Raw genomic sequence first — 16,400 nt, forward strand, 5'->3', positions numbered from 1 at the left:
AATGTCCAAACGGAACTTTATGGGGGCCTTCCAGACTTTTGGCGGTGCCATGGCGGTCCCCATCGCCTTCCTGCCCTTTACCGGTTTGTTGCTCGCCTTCACCGGCCTGCTCACCATGCCCGATATCATGGGCGATCTGGCCCATCCCGACTCCAATTTCTTCAAGGTGATGACCGTCATCAAGTCCGGCGGCTGGACCATCTTCAAGAACTTCCCGCTGCTGTTCTGCATGGCACTGCCGGTCGGTCTGGCAAGATCGGCACAGGGGCGCGCCGCTCTGGTCGCCTTCTTCGCCTACATGGCATACAACTATTTCACCAACAGCATGCTCACCTTCTGGGGGCCCGAGTTTGGGGTCGATTTCAACCAGGAAGTGGGGGGATCCAGCGGCCTGGCCCTGGTGGGCGGGGTCAAGACGCTGGATACCAGCATCATCTTCTCCCTCATCATCGGTGGCGTGGTGACCTGGATCCACAATCGCTTCTTCGAGAAGAGATTGCCTGACTACCTCTCCATCTTCCAGGGCATGAGCCTGGTGTTCATCATCTCCTTCTGCGTCATGCTGCCCATGGCCTATCTGACCTGTGAGCTCTGGCCCAAGGTTCAGGTCGGGATCAACGCCATGCAGGGCTTCTATGTCGAAGCCGATGCCTTCGGCATGTGGATGCTCGCCTTCGTGGAACGGATCCTGGTACCGACCGGTCTGCACCGCTTCGTTTACTTCCCCTTCTTCTTCGGCCCGGCAGTCGTTGATGGAGGTCTCTACACCCACTGGATCGAGAACGTCTCCACCTATGCGGCCTCTACCGTTCCCTTGGTTGAGCAGTTCCCGGCGGCCGGTTACTCCCTGTACGGCAACATCAGCGTGTTCTGCTCGCTGGGCGCCGGTCTGGCCATCTATGCCACCGCCAAGCAGAAGATGAAGCGCAAGATCGCCGCCCTGGTGATCCCGGCCATCATCACCGCCATGGCAGTCGGCATCACTGAACCCATCGAGTTCACCTACCTGTTTGTGGCGCCGGTGCTCTACCTGGTCAATGCCCTCATCGGCGCGACCCTGTGCGTGGCGCTCTATCTGTCCGGCGTCGTCGGCTTCATGGGCGGTGGTTTGAATGACATCATCCTGTTCAACTGGGTCTTCTATGCGAAGAACCATGCTCACCTGATCTGGATCCACCTGGCCTTGGGCCTGGGCTTCGCCGCCATCAACTTCTTCGTGTTCCGCTACATGATCCTGAAGTTCAACTTCCTGACCCCGGGACGTGGTGATGACGAAGAGGAAGATGACGTGCGCCTCTACTCCAAGCAGGATTACCGCGACAAGCAGGCCGCGGGCAAGGCCGTGGCCGGTCAGGAACCGGATCGCCTCAGAGCCGCAGCCATCCTGCGCTGCGTGGGGGGTTGCACCAATATCGACACCATCGGCAATTGCCAGACTCGTCTACGCCTGGTGGTGAACGATCAGTCGTTGGTTCAGGACGACAAGGCCCTCAAGCAGGCCGGCGCTCTGGGTGTGATGCGGACGGGCAAAAACTTGCAGGTAGTTGTCGGCCTGTCGGCGCCTCTGGTTCGCGAGTATTTCGAGCAAGAGGTCAACAAGGAGCGAGCCGCCTTGTCGGCAGCAGAAGCCCCGTTGCCAGCAGTCTGATATTGACCTGACAAACCCCAAAATGGCCATGCCAATCCCTTCTCGGGGTGGCATGGCCGCTTGCGTCAGAGGAATATCTCTCTTGAGCCCTATCCCGGTGGCTTGACCTCGTGGCAAGGGTGAAACATGGCGCGCTATTACCGGCATAGGTTCATGCCTTCCATTCCAGGCCGTGAGAGGCCACCGACACTCCGGTAGTCACTCACCTTCCCTGGCTCCCTAACGGAGTATTTATGCACAAATTGAAGATCGGCGCCCGGGCCCATGACCTAAGTGACCAGACCCCGGCCGCACTGATAGAGCAGGCCCGCGAGGCGGATATCGACGGCCTGCAACTGGCCATCCACAAGAGTTGGCCAGAGGCCTATCAGGCTCGCGATATCGACACCATTGCCGACAACATCGGCCAGTTGCAGCGGGCGGGGCTCTCGGTTTTCCTGCTCGCCAGTTATTTCAACCCCGTTCATTCGAACGCCGCGTTTCTGGCGAGCGAGATCGCGCGGGCCCGCTTCAATATCGCGTTGGGAGCACGCTGCGGCATCGGCCAGATCGGCAGCGAGACCGGCTCTCTGAACGATGATGAGTGGACCTTCCACCCGGACAATCACGGCGTTGCCGCCTTCGACAAGGTGGAGCAGACGCTGGCACAGCTCAGGCCCGAGCTGGAACAAGCGAATTGCGCCTTTCTGGTCGAAGCCGTACGGGATCACGTCATTCACGACGCCGATAGCCTGGCACGGCTCAATCCTCGACTGGGGGAGCGTTTCTTTGTCACCCTCGACCTTGCCAACCTGCTGGATGCCGACAATGCCGCCGACTGGCGCGCCATTCTCGACGCTTTCCTCGGCACCCATGGCGAGCGGATCAGGCTGTTTCATTTCAAGAATTTCATACTCCAGGATCGCAACAAGATCCCGGTGGGCCTGGACAAGGGGCTGATCGATTATGCGGAGGTATTGACCATACTGGACAGCGTCGGGCTGAGTCATCTCCCGATCATTGTCGAGGAGCTGACGGGTGACGAATTGCAGGAGAGTGTGGCTTATTTACGTGAATTGCGTCGCTAACACGCAGCGTCTGCTGGGGACCTGCCGCTTAAAAGGAATGTCCGTTCTCCCAGCATCACCGTGAACATGTGTTTATGCATGAGGTTTACACGACGTCGTGACGACCGATTTCATCCGCCTCCACCCCTTGCCATGGCGGGCACTCTGTAGAAAAAGGGAGGCATGGCGCCTCCCTCGTTTTTTAGCCTGAAGCGTGCAGGCAGCAGGTTCGGATCCCTTCAGCGAATGGCATTGACGCCGGATACGCCGTTTGTCGATAACGCGAACAACCTCCGTCCCACAAAGAGATGCCACATCCTGATCTTGATGGCTATTTCCGCAACAGGAAGGGAGGTGTTATCCCCTTCCTTGGCTCAGACCCGCTCGTTACTCCATTTCAACAACATGACGGAGCTGGCCAGCAGCAGGGTGATGCCGTTGGCAATGATCAGGGGCGTATCGCCCGACTTCAGGCCATAGGTCAGCCACAGCGCCAGCCCACTGATGAACACCAGGTACATCTTGGTGGAAATAGCCTTGGTTTCCCGCGTCTTGATGATGTCGAACACCTGCAGCGAGAAAGATCCCGTGGTCAGAAATGCCGCACACAACCCGAGAGAGGCCGTATCAAAGGCAAACAGGACGGTACTCAGTGCAGCCACGCCAGCCAATAAGATAATTCGATTTGATGAAACACACTTCTTCATTTGTCGACCTGTAATTGAATGAGATTTGCAACGAACGTTCTGCCGCATCCGACTGGCAGGTGCCGCCCTTTCCACCTTGGGCTGGAGATAATTTCCATGCCTCAACGCGAGGGGGCATGCCCGGTGGGACAGCCCGGTACAGCCTCATGGCCATACGGGATGCGCAGTCTAATCCCATCAAACAAAAAATACAAAACACCGTTTTGAATTTTATTTTTTATTTGATAGAATTGTTTTCATTGTAGACAACGCGGCTGCCAATCTCGCAGGCGCTCATTGAGGTTAACCATGCAAACTCGTCAAAGCATTCACAGCGATCATGCCAAACAGCTGGATACCCAGGGCCTGCGCCGTGAGTTCCTGGTGGAAGAGATCTTCTGTGCCGATCAGCTGACCATGACCTACAGCCATATCGACCGCATCGTGTTTGGCGGCATCATGCCGATTCAGTCCCCCCTCGTCTTCTCGGACGAACTGGGCAAGACCTTCGGTGTCAGCTACTTTCTGGAGCGCCGCGAGCTCGGTCTCATCAACATCGGCGGCCCTGGGCTGGTTATCGTTGATGGCACCCGCTTCGAGATCGGCAATGCCGAAGCACTCTACGTGGGACAAGGTACTCGCGAATTGAGCTTTGCCAGCGCCGATGCCGCACAACCTGCCAAGTTCTACTACAACAGCGCCCCGGCCCATGTGAGCTTCCCGACTCGCAAGGTCACCCAGGCTCAGGCGTCTCCGAGCACCCTGGGCGAGGCCGCCACCAGCAACCGTCGCACCATCTACAAGTACCTGGTGCCGGACGTGCTGCCAACCTGCCAACTGGTGATGGGCATGACCCAGCTGGAAGAGGGCAGCCTGTGGAACACCATGCCTTGCCACACCCATGAGCGCCGCATGGAAGTCTATTTCTACTTCAACATGAAAGACGATGCCGCCGTGTTCCACATGATGGGCAAACCGGACGAGACCCGTCATCTGCTGGTTCACAACGAGCAGGCCGTCATCTCCCCGAGCTGGTCCATCCACTCCGGCGTCGGCACCCAGGCCTACACCTTCATCTGGGGCATGGTCGGCGAAAATCAGGTGTTCGGTGACATGGATCATGTGGCCGTCAGAGATCTGCGCTAATTCCCATTCTGTGCCGGGCAGTCTGCACTGCCCGTATTCCCCCCACCACAGCTGCCACTCAGGGTGGCAGCAGAGGAAAGAAAATGATTCTCAACGCATTCGATTTGAAGGGTAAGGTTGCCATCGTGACCGGTTGTGACACCGGTCTGGGCCAGGGCATGGCTCTGGGTCTGGCCGAAGCCGGCTGTGACATCGTGGGCATCAACATCGTTGAACCCACAGACACCATCGCCAAGGTTGAGGCACTCGGCCGCACATTCCTGAGCCTCAAGGCCGATGTCAGCAAGGTGGATACCCTGCCCGCCCTGGTGGATCAGGCGGTCTCCCGGTTCGGTCGCGTCGATATCCTGGTCAACAACGCCGGCATCATCCGCCGCGAAGATGCCATCAACTTCAGCGAGAAAGACTGGGACGATGTGATGAACATCAACATCAAGAGCGTCTTCTTCATGTCCCAGGCGGTCGCCAAGCAGTTCATCGCCCAGGGCCAGGGCGGCAAGATCGTCAACATCGCCTCCATGCTCTCCTATCAGGGCGGAGTCCGGGTGCCGTCCTATACCGCCTCCAAGAGCGGCGTCATGGGGATCACCCGCCTGCTGGCCAACGAATGGGCCAGCCAGGGCATCAATGTCAACGCCATCGCCCCCGGCTACATGGCTACCAACAACACCACCGCCCTGCGCGCCGATGACGATCGCAACGCCGCCATTCTGGAGCGGATCCCGGCCGGCCGCTGGGGTGTACCGGATGACATGATGGGCCCGGTGGTCTTCCTGGCCTCCACCGCCTCCGACTATATCAACGGCTACACCATCGCCGTTGACGGTGGCTGGTTGGCCCGTTAATTCCCCATCATGCTAAAAGGCGCCTATGGCGCCTTTTTTGTTCCTCTCATCACGGATATTCGCCCCATGCCACTCGATTCCCCCTGGTTGGCCCAACTGCTCGGCCTGCTGGCCTGTGCCATCGGTGTCACCGCCTTCCTGCAACGCCAGGACAGGAAGCTGCGATTGCACCTGACCCTCAACGGTGCGCTGATGGCCCTGCATTTCATGCTGCTCGGCGCCACGGCCGCCGCCATCAACTGCCTGCTGTGCGCGGTAAGGACCTGGGTCTCCGGCTATTATCGCGGCTTGGCCGTGATGTGGTGCTTCCTGATCCTGGCCTGGTTGCTGGTCATGCCACAGGTGGAGCACCCGATCCAGATATTGACCCTGATCGGTACGACCCTGAGTACCTACGCCCTGTTTCGACTGGAGGGCATTGCACTGCGCCTGTGCATGCTGAGCAGCACCCTCTGCTGGTTGACGCATAACCTCTGGGCGGGATCGATTGGGGGGATCTTGCTGGAAGGCAGTTTTTTGATCGTCAACAGCCACACCATCTTGACCCTGTATCGGGCACAACGTGCGACACCGTTCACGGGAGAGAGGCCAGTCAACTAAGTCGGCAATAGAAAGAGGCCGGTAACCTTGCCGTCGTCAAACAGCTTGGTCACCGGCCTCATGCCATATATTGTGCTAAAAAATCAGTCAAAAGGACTGCGGATTACCACAATATCCGAGATGCCTCAGCGCGGGGTAAAAGGGTAATCGTGAAAGCCGAGCCCGGCCGAGATGCGAGCCGCGGCCTCATGCAGCAACCCCACCAACTCATCCTTGTTCTCTTCATTGAAGCGCACCAGGGGCAGCGACAGGGAAAGCCCCGCGATGATGCGGCCCATCCGGCTGTAGATGGGCACGGCGAAACAACGCAAACCCGGCTCCATCTCTTCGTTGTCTTCGGCATAACCCTGCTCACGCACCAGCACCAGCTCTGCCAACACTTCCTCGACATTGCTCAGGGTACGTTCGGTGAAACGCTCGAACGTCACGTTGGCCAGCATGCTGCGCACGTCTTCTTCCGGCAGCCAGGCCATCATCACCTTGCCAAGGCCGGTGCTGTAGAGCGGGCGGCGGCGGCCGATGCGCGAATACATCCGCAAGTTGTACTCGGAATCTATCTTGTGCAAGTAGACGATGCTGTCTTCGTCGAGCGCCCCCAGATGCAGGGTCTCCTTGGTCAGCTTGCCCAGCCGGCACATCTCGGTATCCGCAATCTGGATCAGATCCTGATGCTCAAGCGCCTTGCCGCCGAGTTCGAACAGCTTCAGGCTCAGGGTGTACTTGTCCGTTTCCCCTTCCTGATTGACATAGCCCAGGGTCTTCATCGTCTGCAAGAAGCGATAGACGGTACTCTTGGACATCATGATCCGTTGCGACAGCTCGGTAACGCCGATTTCCTTCTGTTCACCCAGCGCCTGCAAGATGCCAAACACTTTCAATACTGACGAGACCGAATCCGGCGAATTATCGACCACTGACATGCATATCTCCTTATTCATCTTATTGTTTCATTATATTTGAAACGGCAGAGCAATCATAGTCACCCCTTCCAGCCGACGCCGAATGCCCCCCAACATCCTGCACTCTGCATGCCCTGCCTCGCCCCTCCGGCATCTCGCGCCCATCGTTGTGACGCCATGGCATGGGGTGCTGCCAGGTAGTCCGGGCGGCGATGCAAGACCCTACTCCATAAACTCATGCGTTTCATCACAATTTAATGAAACATGGTTTTAATTTATTTAATAATTCAACTCAGTTAAATATAATGTCCATATCATCTACGCGGGAGGACATATGTCTATCAAGGTTGCCGTCATTGGCGAGTGCATGATCGAGCTATCCGAACACCAGGCAAAGATAGTGCGTCATTTTGGAGGGGACACCCTCAACACCGCTGTCTATCTGGTGCGAACCAACCCCGAGCTAGCCGTGCACTATGTGACCGCCATGGGTGCCGATTCCATCAGCAGCAATATGCTTGATCAGTGGCAACAGGAAGGCGTCAATACCGAGCTGGTACAGCGCCTGGAGCACAAATTGCCAGGTCTCTACTTCATCGAGACCGACGAGCAGGGCGAGCGTACCTTCCACTACTGGCGCAGCGATGCCGCGGCCCGTTACTGGTTGCAAGGCCCCGAGGCCGACCAGATCTGCCAACAACTGCACGACTTCGACTACCTCTATCTGAGCGGCATCAGCCTCGCCATCCTGTCTCCCGCGGACAGGGCGAACCTGTTGTACCGGCTGGCCGAGTACCGGGCTGCCGGCGTGAAGGTAGCCTTTGACAACAACTATCGCCCGCAGTTGTGGGAGAGCCGGGAAGTCGCGCAGCAGACCTATAGCGCCATGCTGGCCCTGACCGACATTGCCTTCCTGACCCTGGACGACGAGTTCGCCTTGTGGGGAGACAGTCAACTCGAACAGACGCTGACACGCACCCAGGCACTCGGCGTCGGCGAGATCGTCGTCAAGCGCGGGGCTGGCTCCTGCCTCATCGTGCAGGGGGATCGTTGCGATGAAGTACCGGCCGTGCAACTGGCGAAGGATCAGGTGATCGACACCACGGCAGCCGGTGATTCCTTCAGCGCCGGTTATCTCGCCAGACGACTGGCCAAGACGTCAGCCAGCGAGGCGGCATCTTATGCTCACCTGCTTGCCAGCACCGTCATCCAGCATCGCGGGGCTATCATCCCTCGCCTGGCGATGCCAACCACCCCCCTTATCCTGTGAGACACCTCATGTCAGCATTGCTTGAAAAACTGTCGACCCTGAAAATCATCCCCGTCATCGCCATCAAAAATGCCGATGACGCCGTCGCCCTGGGCCGTGCCCTGATGGACAACGGCATGCCGAGCGCCGAAATCACCTTCCGTACCCCTGCCGCCGCCGACGCCATTCGTCAGATGCGTGCCGCCTTCCCCGACATGATCATCGGGGCCGGTACCGTCCTCACCACGGCCCAGGTGGATCAAGCCATCGACGCCGGCGTGGATTTCGTCGTCAGCCCCGGCTTCAACCCACGCATCGTCCAGTATTGCCAGGCGCGCGGCGTGCTGATGATCCCCGGGGTCAACAACCCCAGCATGGTCGAGCAGGCGATGGAGCTGGGTCTTCGTACCCTCAAATTCTTCCCGGCCGAGCCCTCCGGCGGCCTGCCCATGCTCAAGGCCATGAGCGCCGTCTACCCGGTTCGCTTCATGCCGACCGGCGGTGTCAGCCCGAGCAATGTGAAAGAATATCTCGCACAAGGATCGGTGTTCGCCTGCGGTGGTACCTGGATGGTCCCCGCCGATCTCATCGATCGGCAGGAGTGGGAACAGATAGGCAATCTGGTCCGTGAGGCCATGGCCGCCCTCTGACCATGCAACGGGCCCGATCTTTATCGGGCCCGTCATCGTAATGTATCTATGTCTTGTCCCCGGACTATGCGTCCGCCCATCTCCCCGCCTCCCCCCTCCTCAGCTCGCGACCTGCCCACTGGGATAAGCGACATCCTAACTTGCCCCCCGGCCTGAAGGCCTAGGCAGACTGATCAAGATTTTTGCCATCGGATTCCCAAAATCACGCGGCCCACACTAACCAGAAAGTGGAGCGGGATCAGGGGTGAGCATGGCTGCCCTGCAACCACTGATAGACCCGGGCCACGCCGGGGCGCTGGCTGTCGGGACGGACGAGCAGGGCATACTCGTGATCCGTGCTGAGCACGGGGGCAAAGGGTGCCACCAGCAAACCGCTGTCGAGCTCTTCCGCCACGATCGTGGGATCGCCGAGGGAGAGGCCAAAGCCCTGCAAGGCCGCGTTCATCGCGAGATCCAGGGTATCGAACAGCTGACCGCCCTGAGGCTGCCAGGGAGTATCGAGGAAGGCGGCAAACCAGTTGCGCCAATCCCGTCGATCCGCGCTGGCATGGAGCAGCGGCAATAGGGGCAGCTCCTCGAGGGAGCGCTCGAACAATCGATGCTTTGCCGCGAAGGCGGGGGCACAGATGGGGGTTAGTCGCTCTCGAAACAGTGGCCGGCTGTGGGGATATCTCGCCTGGGTGGCTTGATAGACGATGGCGAGATCGAACGGCTCGCGGGAGAAATCGATGCCGTGACTGTGGCTGCCGCGCACCTCGACCGCGTCTTCTTCAAACGCCTGCAGCCGCCGCAGCAACCAGCGGCTGGCGCAGGAGGGCACCTTGATGCTGATGGCCTGCTCATGGGGCAGGGTCTGCAGGGCGCTCAAGCCTTCCCCCATGCGAACCAACCCCTCCCGGATGAAAGGCAGCAACCGCTCGGCGGCCGGGGTCAGGCTCAGACAGCGGGTACCACGCACGAACAGCAAATGACCGAGCCGCTCCTCCAGCTGGGCGATCTGCTTGCTCACCGCCCCCTGGCTCACGCACAGCTCGTCGGCCGCCAGGGTGAAACTCAGATGGCGGGCGGCACACTCGAACACCTGCAGGCCGTAGAGGGGCAAGTGGCTACGGGGCTGGCTGGTCAACATTCAAGGCTCCATGCTTGAGAAAAACTCATGCGTAACATGCCGAATAATCCGTTGTCCGGCAAGGGTCCGCGAGGCTAAAAAGGGACATCTTTCACACACACATCGGTGATGGCGTCATGTCCTCCCCCCGCATTCTCAGCAAACTGCCCCAGGTGGGTACCACCATCTTCAGCGTCATCGGGGATCTGGCCGACCGCCATCCCAGCATCAACCTCTCCCAAGGGGCGCCGAGCTTCCCCTGTGACCCTGAGCTCATCCGGGTCACCCATGAGGCCATGCTGGCCGGCGAAAACCAGTACGCCCCCATGACCGGGCTGCCCGCCCTGCGCGAGCAACTGGCGACCAAGATCGCGACCAGCTACGGCCATCACTACGATGTCGGCGAAGAGATCACCATCACCGCCAGCGCCAGCGAGGCCCTGTTCTGCGCCATCACAGCCCTGGTCCATCCCGGGGACGAGGTGATCATGTTCGAGCCGGCGTTCGACAGCTATCGCCCCATGATCCAGCTGCAGGGCGCCACCCCCGTGGTGATCGCCCTCAAGGCGCCGAGCTTCGCCATCCCCTGGGACGAGGTCGCGGCCCGCATCAGCCCCCGCACCCGCATGATAGTGCTCAACACCCCCCACAATCCCACCGGCACCGTCTGGCAGGCGGGGGATCAGGAGCGCCTGGCCCGCCTGGTGTGCGGCACCGACATCATCATCCTCTCGGACGAGGTGTATGAGCACGTGGTGTTCGACGGCGCCCTGCACCAGAGCGTCATCCGTTACCCGGAGCTGGTGGAGCGCTCCGTCGCCGTCTTCTCCTTCGGCAAGACCTTCCATGTCACCGGCTGGCGGGTGGGCTACTGCGTCGCCCCCCGTCCCCTGATGGAGGAGATCCGCAAGGTGCACCAGTTCGCCATGTTCGCCGCCGATACCCCCATGCAGTACGGCTTCGCCCACCTGTTGCAACAACCGGCCCACTATCAGGGGCTGGCGGCCTTCTATCAGCGCAAGCGGGATCTGCTGGTCTCGGCTCTGGGGGATTCCCGTTTCACCCTGTTGCCCTCGGCGGGCAGCTTCTTCCTGCTGGCCAGCTACGAGCGGATCAGCGACGAGGCGGACAGCCTGTTCGTGCAGCGGCTCATTCGCGAGCACGGGGTCGCCACCATTCCTGTCTCCGCCTTCTATCACGACGGCACCGATCAAAGAGTCATCCGCCTCTCCTTCTCCAAGGATGACGACACCCTGCTGGCAGGCGCCGAGCGCCTGTGCGGCGTCTAGGAGGCTCCATGGATTGCGTGCGCGTTGCCGTCTTGCAGATGGTGTCCGGCGAGGATCTTGCCCACAACCTGACCCAGGCCGAGTTGCTACTGCGCCAGGCCGCGGCCGAGGGGGCCGAGTTCGCCCAGTTGCCGGAGTATTTCTATCTGATGCCGGCAGATGAGCGGGCGCGTGTCGCCCTGGCCGCCCCGGTGGAGGATCACCCTCTGCTGGCGTGGGCACAGGACCTGGCCCGGGAGCTCGGGCTCTGGATCCTGGCCGGCACCTTGCCGCTGTCGAGCAGTGAGTCCGGCAAGATGCACAACAGCAGCCTGCTGATCGATCCCCAGGGGACACTCGCCACCCGTTATGACAAGCTGCACCTGTTCGGCTTTTGCACGGACAAGGAGCAGTACGACGAGGCCGCGACCATGAGCCCGGGCCGGCAGGTGGTGAGCCACCTCCTGCCCTGGGGGCTGCTGCGTTTGGGGATCTGCTATGACTTGCGCTTCCCCGAGCTGTTTCGACTCGATCCTGCCCCTGATTTCATCGCCCTGCCCGCCGCTTTCACCCACACCACGGGCGAGGCGCACTGGGAATTGTTGCTGCGGGCCCGGGCGGTGGAGAACCTGGCATTCGTGCTGGCATCGGCCCAGGGGGGTCATCACCCTGGCGGGCGCCGCACCTTCGGCCACAGCATGATCATCGATCCCTGGGGCCGGGTGCTGGCCCGGGTGGAAGAGGGTCAGGGCATGGCCATCGCCACCCTGGATCTCGCCGCCCAACGTGCGGTGCGCAGCCAGCTGCCGGCCCTCAATCATCGCAAGATAGCCGTCGGCCCATGAGGCCGGTACATTCAAGACCATCGGCATGACGCCACAACTCAAGGGACTGACCATGAAACTCAACACAGCAATGATGCTGGTGGCCCTCGCCACCGCCGGCCAGGCCACCGCCAAACCGCTGGTGATCGCGACCGATGCCACCTATCCCCCCTTCGAGATGGTCGACAGCAGCGGCAAGCTCGGCGGCTTCGAGGTCGAGCTGGCCTACGCCCTGTGCGCGGCCATGAAGACCGACTGCGAGGTGATCAACCAGCCCTGGGACGCGCTGCTGCCGGGCCTACAGGTGCGCAAGTACGACGCCATCATGTCCTCCATGAACATCACCGACGAGCGGCGCCAGAAGGTCGACTTCAGTCAGGTCTATTACATGATGCAGAACCGCTTCGTGGGGCGCAGCGACAAGGCCGCCACCTTCGCCGACGACCAGGCGCACTTCAAGGGCAAGGTGATCGCGGTGCAGGAGGGGACGCCCCAGGACAACTTCATCACCGCCCGTTACGGGGAGGTGGCCAAGATCAAGCGCTACGTCAACGCCCAGTCCCCCATGCTGGATCTGCAATCTGGCCGCGCCGATTACACCTTCGGCAACATGGTGCAGCTCAAAGTCGGCTTCCTCGACAAGGAGATGGGCAAGCAGTTCGCCTTCGTCGGCCCCCAGTTCAACGGCACCCAGGACAAGACCCTGGGTGAAGGGGTTGCGGTGGCGCTGCGCAAGAACGACGCCACGCTCAAGGGCCAGTTCGATGCCGCCATCGACAGCGTCAAGGCGGATGGCACCTTCGATCAGCTGCTCAGGAAGTATCAGCTCGAAGACCTGCTCTAAAGCCGGTTGGCTCGCAATCAAAGGGCGTATCACAGAATAAAACAACGCCAGTCAATTGACTGGCGTTGTTTTATTCTATTGACAGCCTGAATGGCCCGCCCAACCAGCTTCCCCTGCCAGGCGGTCCAGGCCGGCTCAGTGATCCGGCTCATCCCCCGCCCAGGGCAGCCGATCGGCGATGCTCCGGTACAGCATCCCGTAGTCGTCACCGAAGTGGTGAGAACCCGGCAGGGTCACAGTGGTGACGTTGGATTGCTGCAGGTGCGGGCAGAGCTTCACCGGGGAGTCGTCATCCGCGCCCTGCACGCAGAGCAGCGGCAGGCTCTTGATGGCCTTGACCTCCGGCAGGGTGGGATAGCTGCCCGCCTTGTCGTGCACCACCATGTCGCTGACGTGGATCTCGAAGTCCGATGCGGTCGAGGGAGAGAGCATCACGGCCCCCACCAGGCTGCTGCGATACGGCTCGGGCAGGCGATTGATGACGAAGGGGACTATTTCGGCACCAAAGGAGAAACCCACTAGCAGCCAGCGCTGGCGCCCCCAGCGGGACTGGTAATCCGCGAGGATCCGCACCAGATCGGCGGTGGCCTGCTCCGGCGTCTTCTTCTTCCAGTAATAGGTGAGCGAGCTCCAGCCCACCACCGGCATGCCGTGACGCTGCAACTCGGCGCTGAGCCCCTTGTCGAGCGCGGCCCAGCCGCCATCCCCGCTCATAAAGACCACCATGGGGGCGGACGAGGCTTGCGCCACCGGCAGCTCCACCAGCCCCAGATCCGCCTTCACCGCAGCGGACGAGGGGGCGGCGAACAGCGGAAACGCAAGACATACCAGCAACAACAGCAAGACTCTCATGGCCAACTCCTATTTCTTTATCTGCCCATTTTTCATCACACTATTCGCCATCAAGCCAAGTGGGCCACGGCTTATCAGGGAGATCAGCTGGGTCAGGGTCTTGGGCAACGCCAGCCGGCTGGTACAGAGCAGGTAGCGAGGCTCCCAGCACGGGGAGAATTTTTCCTTGTAGCGCCGCAGGCCCTGGAAGTTGTAGAAACGGCTGCCCCGGGTGAACAGGGTGTTGCCGAGCCGGGCCCAGTAACCGCCGAGGGGGTGATCGTTGAAGCCGGACATGGGCGCCATGCCGAGGTTGAAGCTCTCATAGCCCGCCCCCTTGCCCCACAGCAGCAGCTCGACGAACAGGAAGTCCATGATGGGGGCCGCCCCTGTGTCCATGCTGTAGCGCATCAGATCGATGGAGAGGCTCTCCCTGTTGTCGCTGACCCAGAGGTTGGCAAAACCGACCACCTGCCCGCCGTGCCGCACCAGGGCCGCCGGGCTCAGGGTCAGGTAATCCGGTTCGAAGCTGCCCACCGAGAAGCCCTTCTCCTTGCCCTGCTTGCTCTGCAGCCAGGTATCGGAGATGGCCTTCAACTCGGGCAGCAGGGCGGCCACTTGGCCGGCCTCCACCACCTCGAACGACAACCCTTCCCGCTTGCCCTTGGCATGGCTCTGGCGCAGGTTGCGCAGGCGACTGCCGGCGAGATCGAATGATGTCAGATCGACGATGGCCTCCTCACCGAGCTTGAACGGGATCAACCCCTGATCCAGGTAGAGCGGCAGATAGCGGGCCGACACCTGATAGAACACCGGGTTGACGTCGTGCTCGTCGCACAGCTCGCGAAACTGCCAGAGTAGTTCTTCGATGAGGGCGGCCTGACCGATGGGATCCCCCATCACTATCCAGCAATTTCCCTCGACCCCGTACATCAGAAATGCCTCGCCGGCGGGGTGAAACAGCAAGGATTTGTCGCCGAGCTGAGCCAGATAACCGTGACCGCCCCCTTCCCGCAGCACCAGCGCCTGCGCCCGGGCCAGCTCCTCCTTGCCCGGCTTGTTGCCAAAGACCCGCAAGGGTGCCAGCAGTTGCGCCACCCCGACCACCGCCAGCACCGCGACCACGCTGCCCATGGCGCGCAGGCCACGAGAAGCGGCGCCGGGACCGTGAGGCGAGAAATGGAGCCAGAGCCCGTGTTCATACGCCACATGGCGATAGGAGAACATCAGCAACCACAGAGCACCCAGCAGCACGGCCCCCACCGACATCAGCCAGGCCGGTGTGAACTGGGCGTGCAGCAGGGATCCCTTGCGATAGAACAGCGGGCGGCAAGGGCTGATGATCAGCAAGAAGAGCCCAAGCAGCAGGGCAGACTCCCAGTCAAAACCCTTGAACAGGGAGAAGAGGATGCCGAGCCCCAGCAACCACTGGGTGATCCTGAAGGCCCCGTCGTGACGGCGGTAGAGACTGTGCGCCAGCAGGATCAGCAACACGCCGCTGACGCTGCCGAGCACGTGGGACAGCTCCAGCAGATGCAGCGGCAGCACCTGCAGAAACGTCTCTATCCGTTCCCGCATGGTCGGGATCATGCCGGAGCAGAGCAGCAAACTGCCCGCCGCGAAGGTCCCCATGCTGATCAGCGCCGGTACGAATTCCCGGCTGGCGACCATGATCCCCTGCAACCGGTGCCAGCGCGCCCGCTGTTGCAGCGCCTCCTGGCTGGCAAACAGCAGCAGGGCGCAGAGAAAGGGCAACAGGTAATAAACGCAGCGATAGAGCAGCAAGGCGGCCAGCAGCTTGTCCACCGGCAGATACCGAGCCAGCAGCAGGCTCATGCTCGCCTCGAACACCCCTATCCCCCCCGGTACATGGGCCAGCACCCCGAGCAGGCTGGACAGCACGAAGGCGCTGAGCAACACCGGGTAGGGCACGCTCTCTGTCGGCAGCAACACAAAGAGCACGGCGGCGGCGGCCACCCAGTCGAGCAGAGCGATCAGCAGTTGCAGCAGCCGCAACCTGACCGATGGCAGGATCAGCTCATGTCCGCGCCAGGCGATCACCGGTTTGGGCCACAGCAGATAGCCCAGCACGGCCAGCAGCGCCAGGGCTCCCATGAACTGCAACGACCACCCGGCCCAGGCCGGCCAGCCCGGTAGCAGGCTGGTGGCCTGCCCCAGCGACAGGGCGGCGCCGCCCCACCCCAGCAGGCCGAGGAAGAAGGTGATGGAGCAAAACAGGATGACTCGCGCCACCTCCCCCGTGCCGAGGCCGAGGGAAGAGTAGAGGCGGTAGCGCACCGAGGAGCCGGTCAGCAGCGCAAATCCCAGGGTATTGGAGAAGGTGTAGGCGATGAAGGAGGTCACCCCGACCTGCTGCCAGGGCAACGGCTTGCCTATCATGCGCACCGCCAGCAGGTCATAGCAGCACAGGCAGGCGTAGCTGAGCAGGGTCAGCAGCAGGGCGCCCCCTAGCTGTGGCAGCGGCTGGGACCAGACAGCCAGCCGGATGTCGTGCCAGTGCCAGAGGTGGGTCAAACGATAGAGCACGGTCAATGCCGCCCCCAGCAGCAGCAAGCTGCACAGAGGGCCGATCCAGATCAACAGCTGACGCCGCATAAGCTTCCTGTCGCGAGAAGAGAGGATGAAGACACCCTGTTGAGACTACTGGCAAAATCAGTCCAGGGTGAAAAAAAACACAATCCAAATGAGAACCTACATTGGCCGACCGCTCCGTCGTCCGCCATGGAGGGCGGCCA

At 61.1% G+C, this 16,400-nt stretch carries 15 protein-coding genes; 10 read left to right on the forward strand and 5 right to left on the reverse strand.

Going from position 1 to position 16,400, the window contains the following annotated elements; translation table 11 throughout:
* Nucleotide 1 precedes the first annotated feature (1 nt).
* Together ACZ9IL_RS08375 and ACZ9IL_RS08380 are read left to right on the forward strand one after the other, a co-directional pair.
* Nucleotides 2–1,648, forward strand: coding sequence for an alpha-glucoside-specific PTS transporter subunit IIBC (locus tag ACZ9IL_RS08375; protein WP_476003093.1), 1,647 nt, complete (start codon nt 2–4; stop codon nt 1,646–1,648).
* Nucleotides 1,649–1,881: 233 nt separating this feature from the next.
* Complete coding sequence (locus tag ACZ9IL_RS08380; RefSeq protein WP_476003094.1) at nt 1,882–2,715, forward strand: sugar phosphate isomerase/epimerase family protein; 834 nt, start codon at nt 1,882–1,884, stop codon at nt 2,713–2,715.
* Between the two features lie 353 nt (nt 2,716–3,068).
* On the opposite strand, the gene ACZ9IL_RS08385 is transcribed toward ACZ9IL_RS08380, so the two are convergent.
* Complete coding sequence (locus ACZ9IL_RS08385) at nt 3,069–3,401, reverse strand: SemiSWEET family sugar transporter (RefSeq protein WP_476003095.1); 333 nt, start codon at nt 3,399–3,401, stop codon at nt 3,069–3,071.
* 288 nt (nt 3,402–3,689) lie between these two features.
* Here ACZ9IL_RS08385 and kduI point away from each other — a divergent pair, with 288 nt between their 5' ends.
* The 3 genes from kduI to ACZ9IL_RS08400 all read left to right on the forward strand — a co-directional run bounded on the left by kduI (nt 3,690) and on the right by ACZ9IL_RS08400 (nt 5,971).
* On the forward strand, nt 3,690–4,526 hold the full coding sequence (gene kduI, locus ACZ9IL_RS08390; RefSeq protein ID WP_476003096.1) for a 5-dehydro-4-deoxy-D-glucuronate isomerase: 837 nt from the start codon (nt 3,690–3,692) through the stop codon (nt 4,524–4,526).
* A gap of 83 nt (nt 4,527–4,609) precedes the next feature.
* A complete protein-coding gene (kduD, locus tag ACZ9IL_RS08395; RefSeq protein ID WP_476003097.1) occupies nt 4,610–5,371 on the forward strand; it encodes a 2-dehydro-3-deoxy-D-gluconate 5-dehydrogenase KduD in 762 nt (253 codons plus the stop codon).
* A gap of 66 nt (nt 5,372–5,437) precedes the next feature.
* Nucleotides 5,438–5,971: a YgjV family protein gene (locus tag ACZ9IL_RS08400; RefSeq protein WP_476003098.1), complete on the forward strand. Its 534-nt coding sequence runs from the start codon at nt 5,438–5,440 to the stop codon at nt 5,969–5,971.
* Between the two features lie 125 nt (nt 5,972–6,096).
* On the opposite strand, the gene kdgR is transcribed toward ACZ9IL_RS08400, so the two are convergent.
* Nucleotides 6,097–6,891 (reverse strand): DNA-binding transcriptional regulator KdgR, encoded by a 795-nt coding sequence (gene kdgR, locus ACZ9IL_RS08405; RefSeq protein ID WP_476003099.1) that lies wholly within the window; start codon nt 6,889–6,891, stop codon nt 6,097–6,099.
* Nucleotides 6,892–7,204: 313 nt separating this feature from the next.
* Between kdgR and kdgK the strand changes: the two genes are divergently transcribed.
* The gene (gene kdgK, locus ACZ9IL_RS08410) at nt 7,205–8,140 is read left to right on the forward strand and encodes a 2-dehydro-3-deoxygluconokinase (protein WP_476003100.1); all 936 of its coding nucleotides are present in this window, start codon (nt 7,205–7,207) and stop codon (nt 8,138–8,140) included.
* 8 nt (nt 8,141–8,148) lie between these two features.
* Entirely contained in the window at nt 8,149–8,769 is a 621-nt protein-coding gene (locus ACZ9IL_RS08415; protein WP_476003101.1) for a bifunctional 4-hydroxy-2-oxoglutarate aldolase/2-dehydro-3-deoxy-phosphogluconate aldolase, read from the forward strand.
* A 238-nt stretch (nt 8,770–9,007) separates the two neighbouring features.
* On the opposite strand, the gene ACZ9IL_RS08420 is transcribed toward ACZ9IL_RS08415, so the two are convergent.
* Entirely contained in the window at nt 9,008–9,898 is an 891-nt protein-coding gene (locus ACZ9IL_RS08420) for a LysR family transcriptional regulator (protein WP_476003102.1), read from the reverse strand.
* Between the two features lie 116 nt (nt 9,899–10,014).
* On the opposite strand from ACZ9IL_RS08420, the gene ACZ9IL_RS08425 reads away from it, so the two are divergent.
* From ACZ9IL_RS08425 to ACZ9IL_RS08435, 3 genes are read left to right on the forward strand one after another with little or no spacing between them, the layout of a single operon-like run.
* A complete protein-coding gene (locus ACZ9IL_RS08425; RefSeq protein ID WP_476003103.1) occupies nt 10,015–11,166 on the forward strand; it encodes a methionine aminotransferase in 1,152 nt (383 codons plus the stop codon).
* 8 nt (nt 11,167–11,174) lie between these two features.
* Nucleotides 11,175–11,990: a carbon-nitrogen hydrolase family protein gene (locus tag ACZ9IL_RS08430; protein WP_476003104.1), complete on the forward strand. Its 816-nt coding sequence runs from the start codon at nt 11,175–11,177 to the stop codon at nt 11,988–11,990.
* Nucleotides 11,991–12,015: 25 nt separating this feature from the next.
* Complete coding sequence (locus ACZ9IL_RS08435) at nt 12,016–12,813, forward strand: transporter substrate-binding domain-containing protein (RefSeq protein WP_476003105.1); 798 nt, start codon at nt 12,016–12,018, stop codon at nt 12,811–12,813.
* Nucleotides 12,814–12,948: 135 nt separating this feature from the next.
* On the opposite strand, the gene ACZ9IL_RS08440 is transcribed toward ACZ9IL_RS08435, so the two are convergent.
* Nucleotides 12,949–13,665, reverse strand: coding sequence for an AcvB/VirJ family lysyl-phosphatidylglycerol hydrolase (locus ACZ9IL_RS08440; RefSeq protein ID WP_476003106.1), 717 nt, complete (start codon nt 13,663–13,665; stop codon nt 12,949–12,951).
* Between the two features lie 9 nt (nt 13,666–13,674).
* On the reverse strand, nt 13,675–16,260 hold the full coding sequence (gene mprF / locus ACZ9IL_RS08445) for a bifunctional lysylphosphatidylglycerol flippase/synthetase MprF (protein WP_476003107.1): 2,586 nt from the start codon (nt 16,258–16,260) through the stop codon (nt 13,675–13,677).
* Between the last annotated feature and the right edge of the window lie 140 nt (nt 16,261–16,400).

Source organism: Aeromonas sp. TECH754, from assembly GCF_056279295.1.

Bases quoted from the DNA above. Each gene is read 5' to 3' on its own strand.
- ACZ9IL_RS08375 (WP_476003093.1), top strand. From the start codon at position 2: ATGTCCAAACGGAACTTTATGGGGGCCTTCCAGACTTTTGGCGGTGCC.
- ACZ9IL_RS08380 (WP_476003094.1), top strand. From the start codon at position 1,882: ATGCACAAATTGAAGATCGGCGCCCGGGCCCATGACCTAAGTGACCAG.
- ACZ9IL_RS08385 (WP_476003095.1), bottom strand. From the start codon at position 3,401: ATGAAGAAGTGTGTTTCATCAAATCGAATTATCTTATTGGCTGGCGTG.
- kduI (WP_476003096.1), top strand. From the start codon at position 3,690: ATGCAAACTCGTCAAAGCATTCACAGCGATCATGCCAAACAGCTGGAT.
- kduD (WP_476003097.1), top strand. From the start codon at position 4,610: ATGATTCTCAACGCATTCGATTTGAAGGGTAAGGTTGCCATCGTGACC.
- ACZ9IL_RS08400 (WP_476003098.1), top strand. From the start codon at position 5,438: ATGCCACTCGATTCCCCCTGGTTGGCCCAACTGCTCGGCCTGCTGGCC.
- kdgR (WP_476003099.1), bottom strand. From the start codon at position 6,891: ATGTCAGTGGTCGATAATTCGCCGGATTCGGTCTCGTCAGTATTGAAA.
- kdgK (WP_476003100.1), top strand. From the start codon at position 7,205: ATGTCTATCAAGGTTGCCGTCATTGGCGAGTGCATGATCGAGCTATCC.
- ACZ9IL_RS08415 (WP_476003101.1), top strand. From the start codon at position 8,149: ATGTCAGCATTGCTTGAAAAACTGTCGACCCTGAAAATCATCCCCGTC.
- ACZ9IL_RS08420 (WP_476003102.1), bottom strand. From the start codon at position 9,898: ATGTTGACCAGCCAGCCCCGTAGCCACTTGCCCCTCTACGGCCTGCAG.
- ACZ9IL_RS08425 (WP_476003103.1), top strand. From the start codon at position 10,015: ATGTCCTCCCCCCGCATTCTCAGCAAACTGCCCCAGGTGGGTACCACC.
- ACZ9IL_RS08430 (WP_476003104.1), top strand. From the start codon at position 11,175: ATGGATTGCGTGCGCGTTGCCGTCTTGCAGATGGTGTCCGGCGAGGAT.
- ACZ9IL_RS08435 (WP_476003105.1), top strand. From the start codon at position 12,016: ATGACGCCACAACTCAAGGGACTGACCATGAAACTCAACACAGCAATG.
- ACZ9IL_RS08440 (WP_476003106.1), bottom strand. From the start codon at position 13,665: ATGAGAGTCTTGCTGTTGTTGCTGGTATGTCTTGCGTTTCCGCTGTTC.
- mprF (WP_476003107.1), bottom strand. From the start codon at position 16,260: ATGCGGCGTCAGCTGTTGATCTGGATCGGCCCTCTGTGCAGCTTGCTG.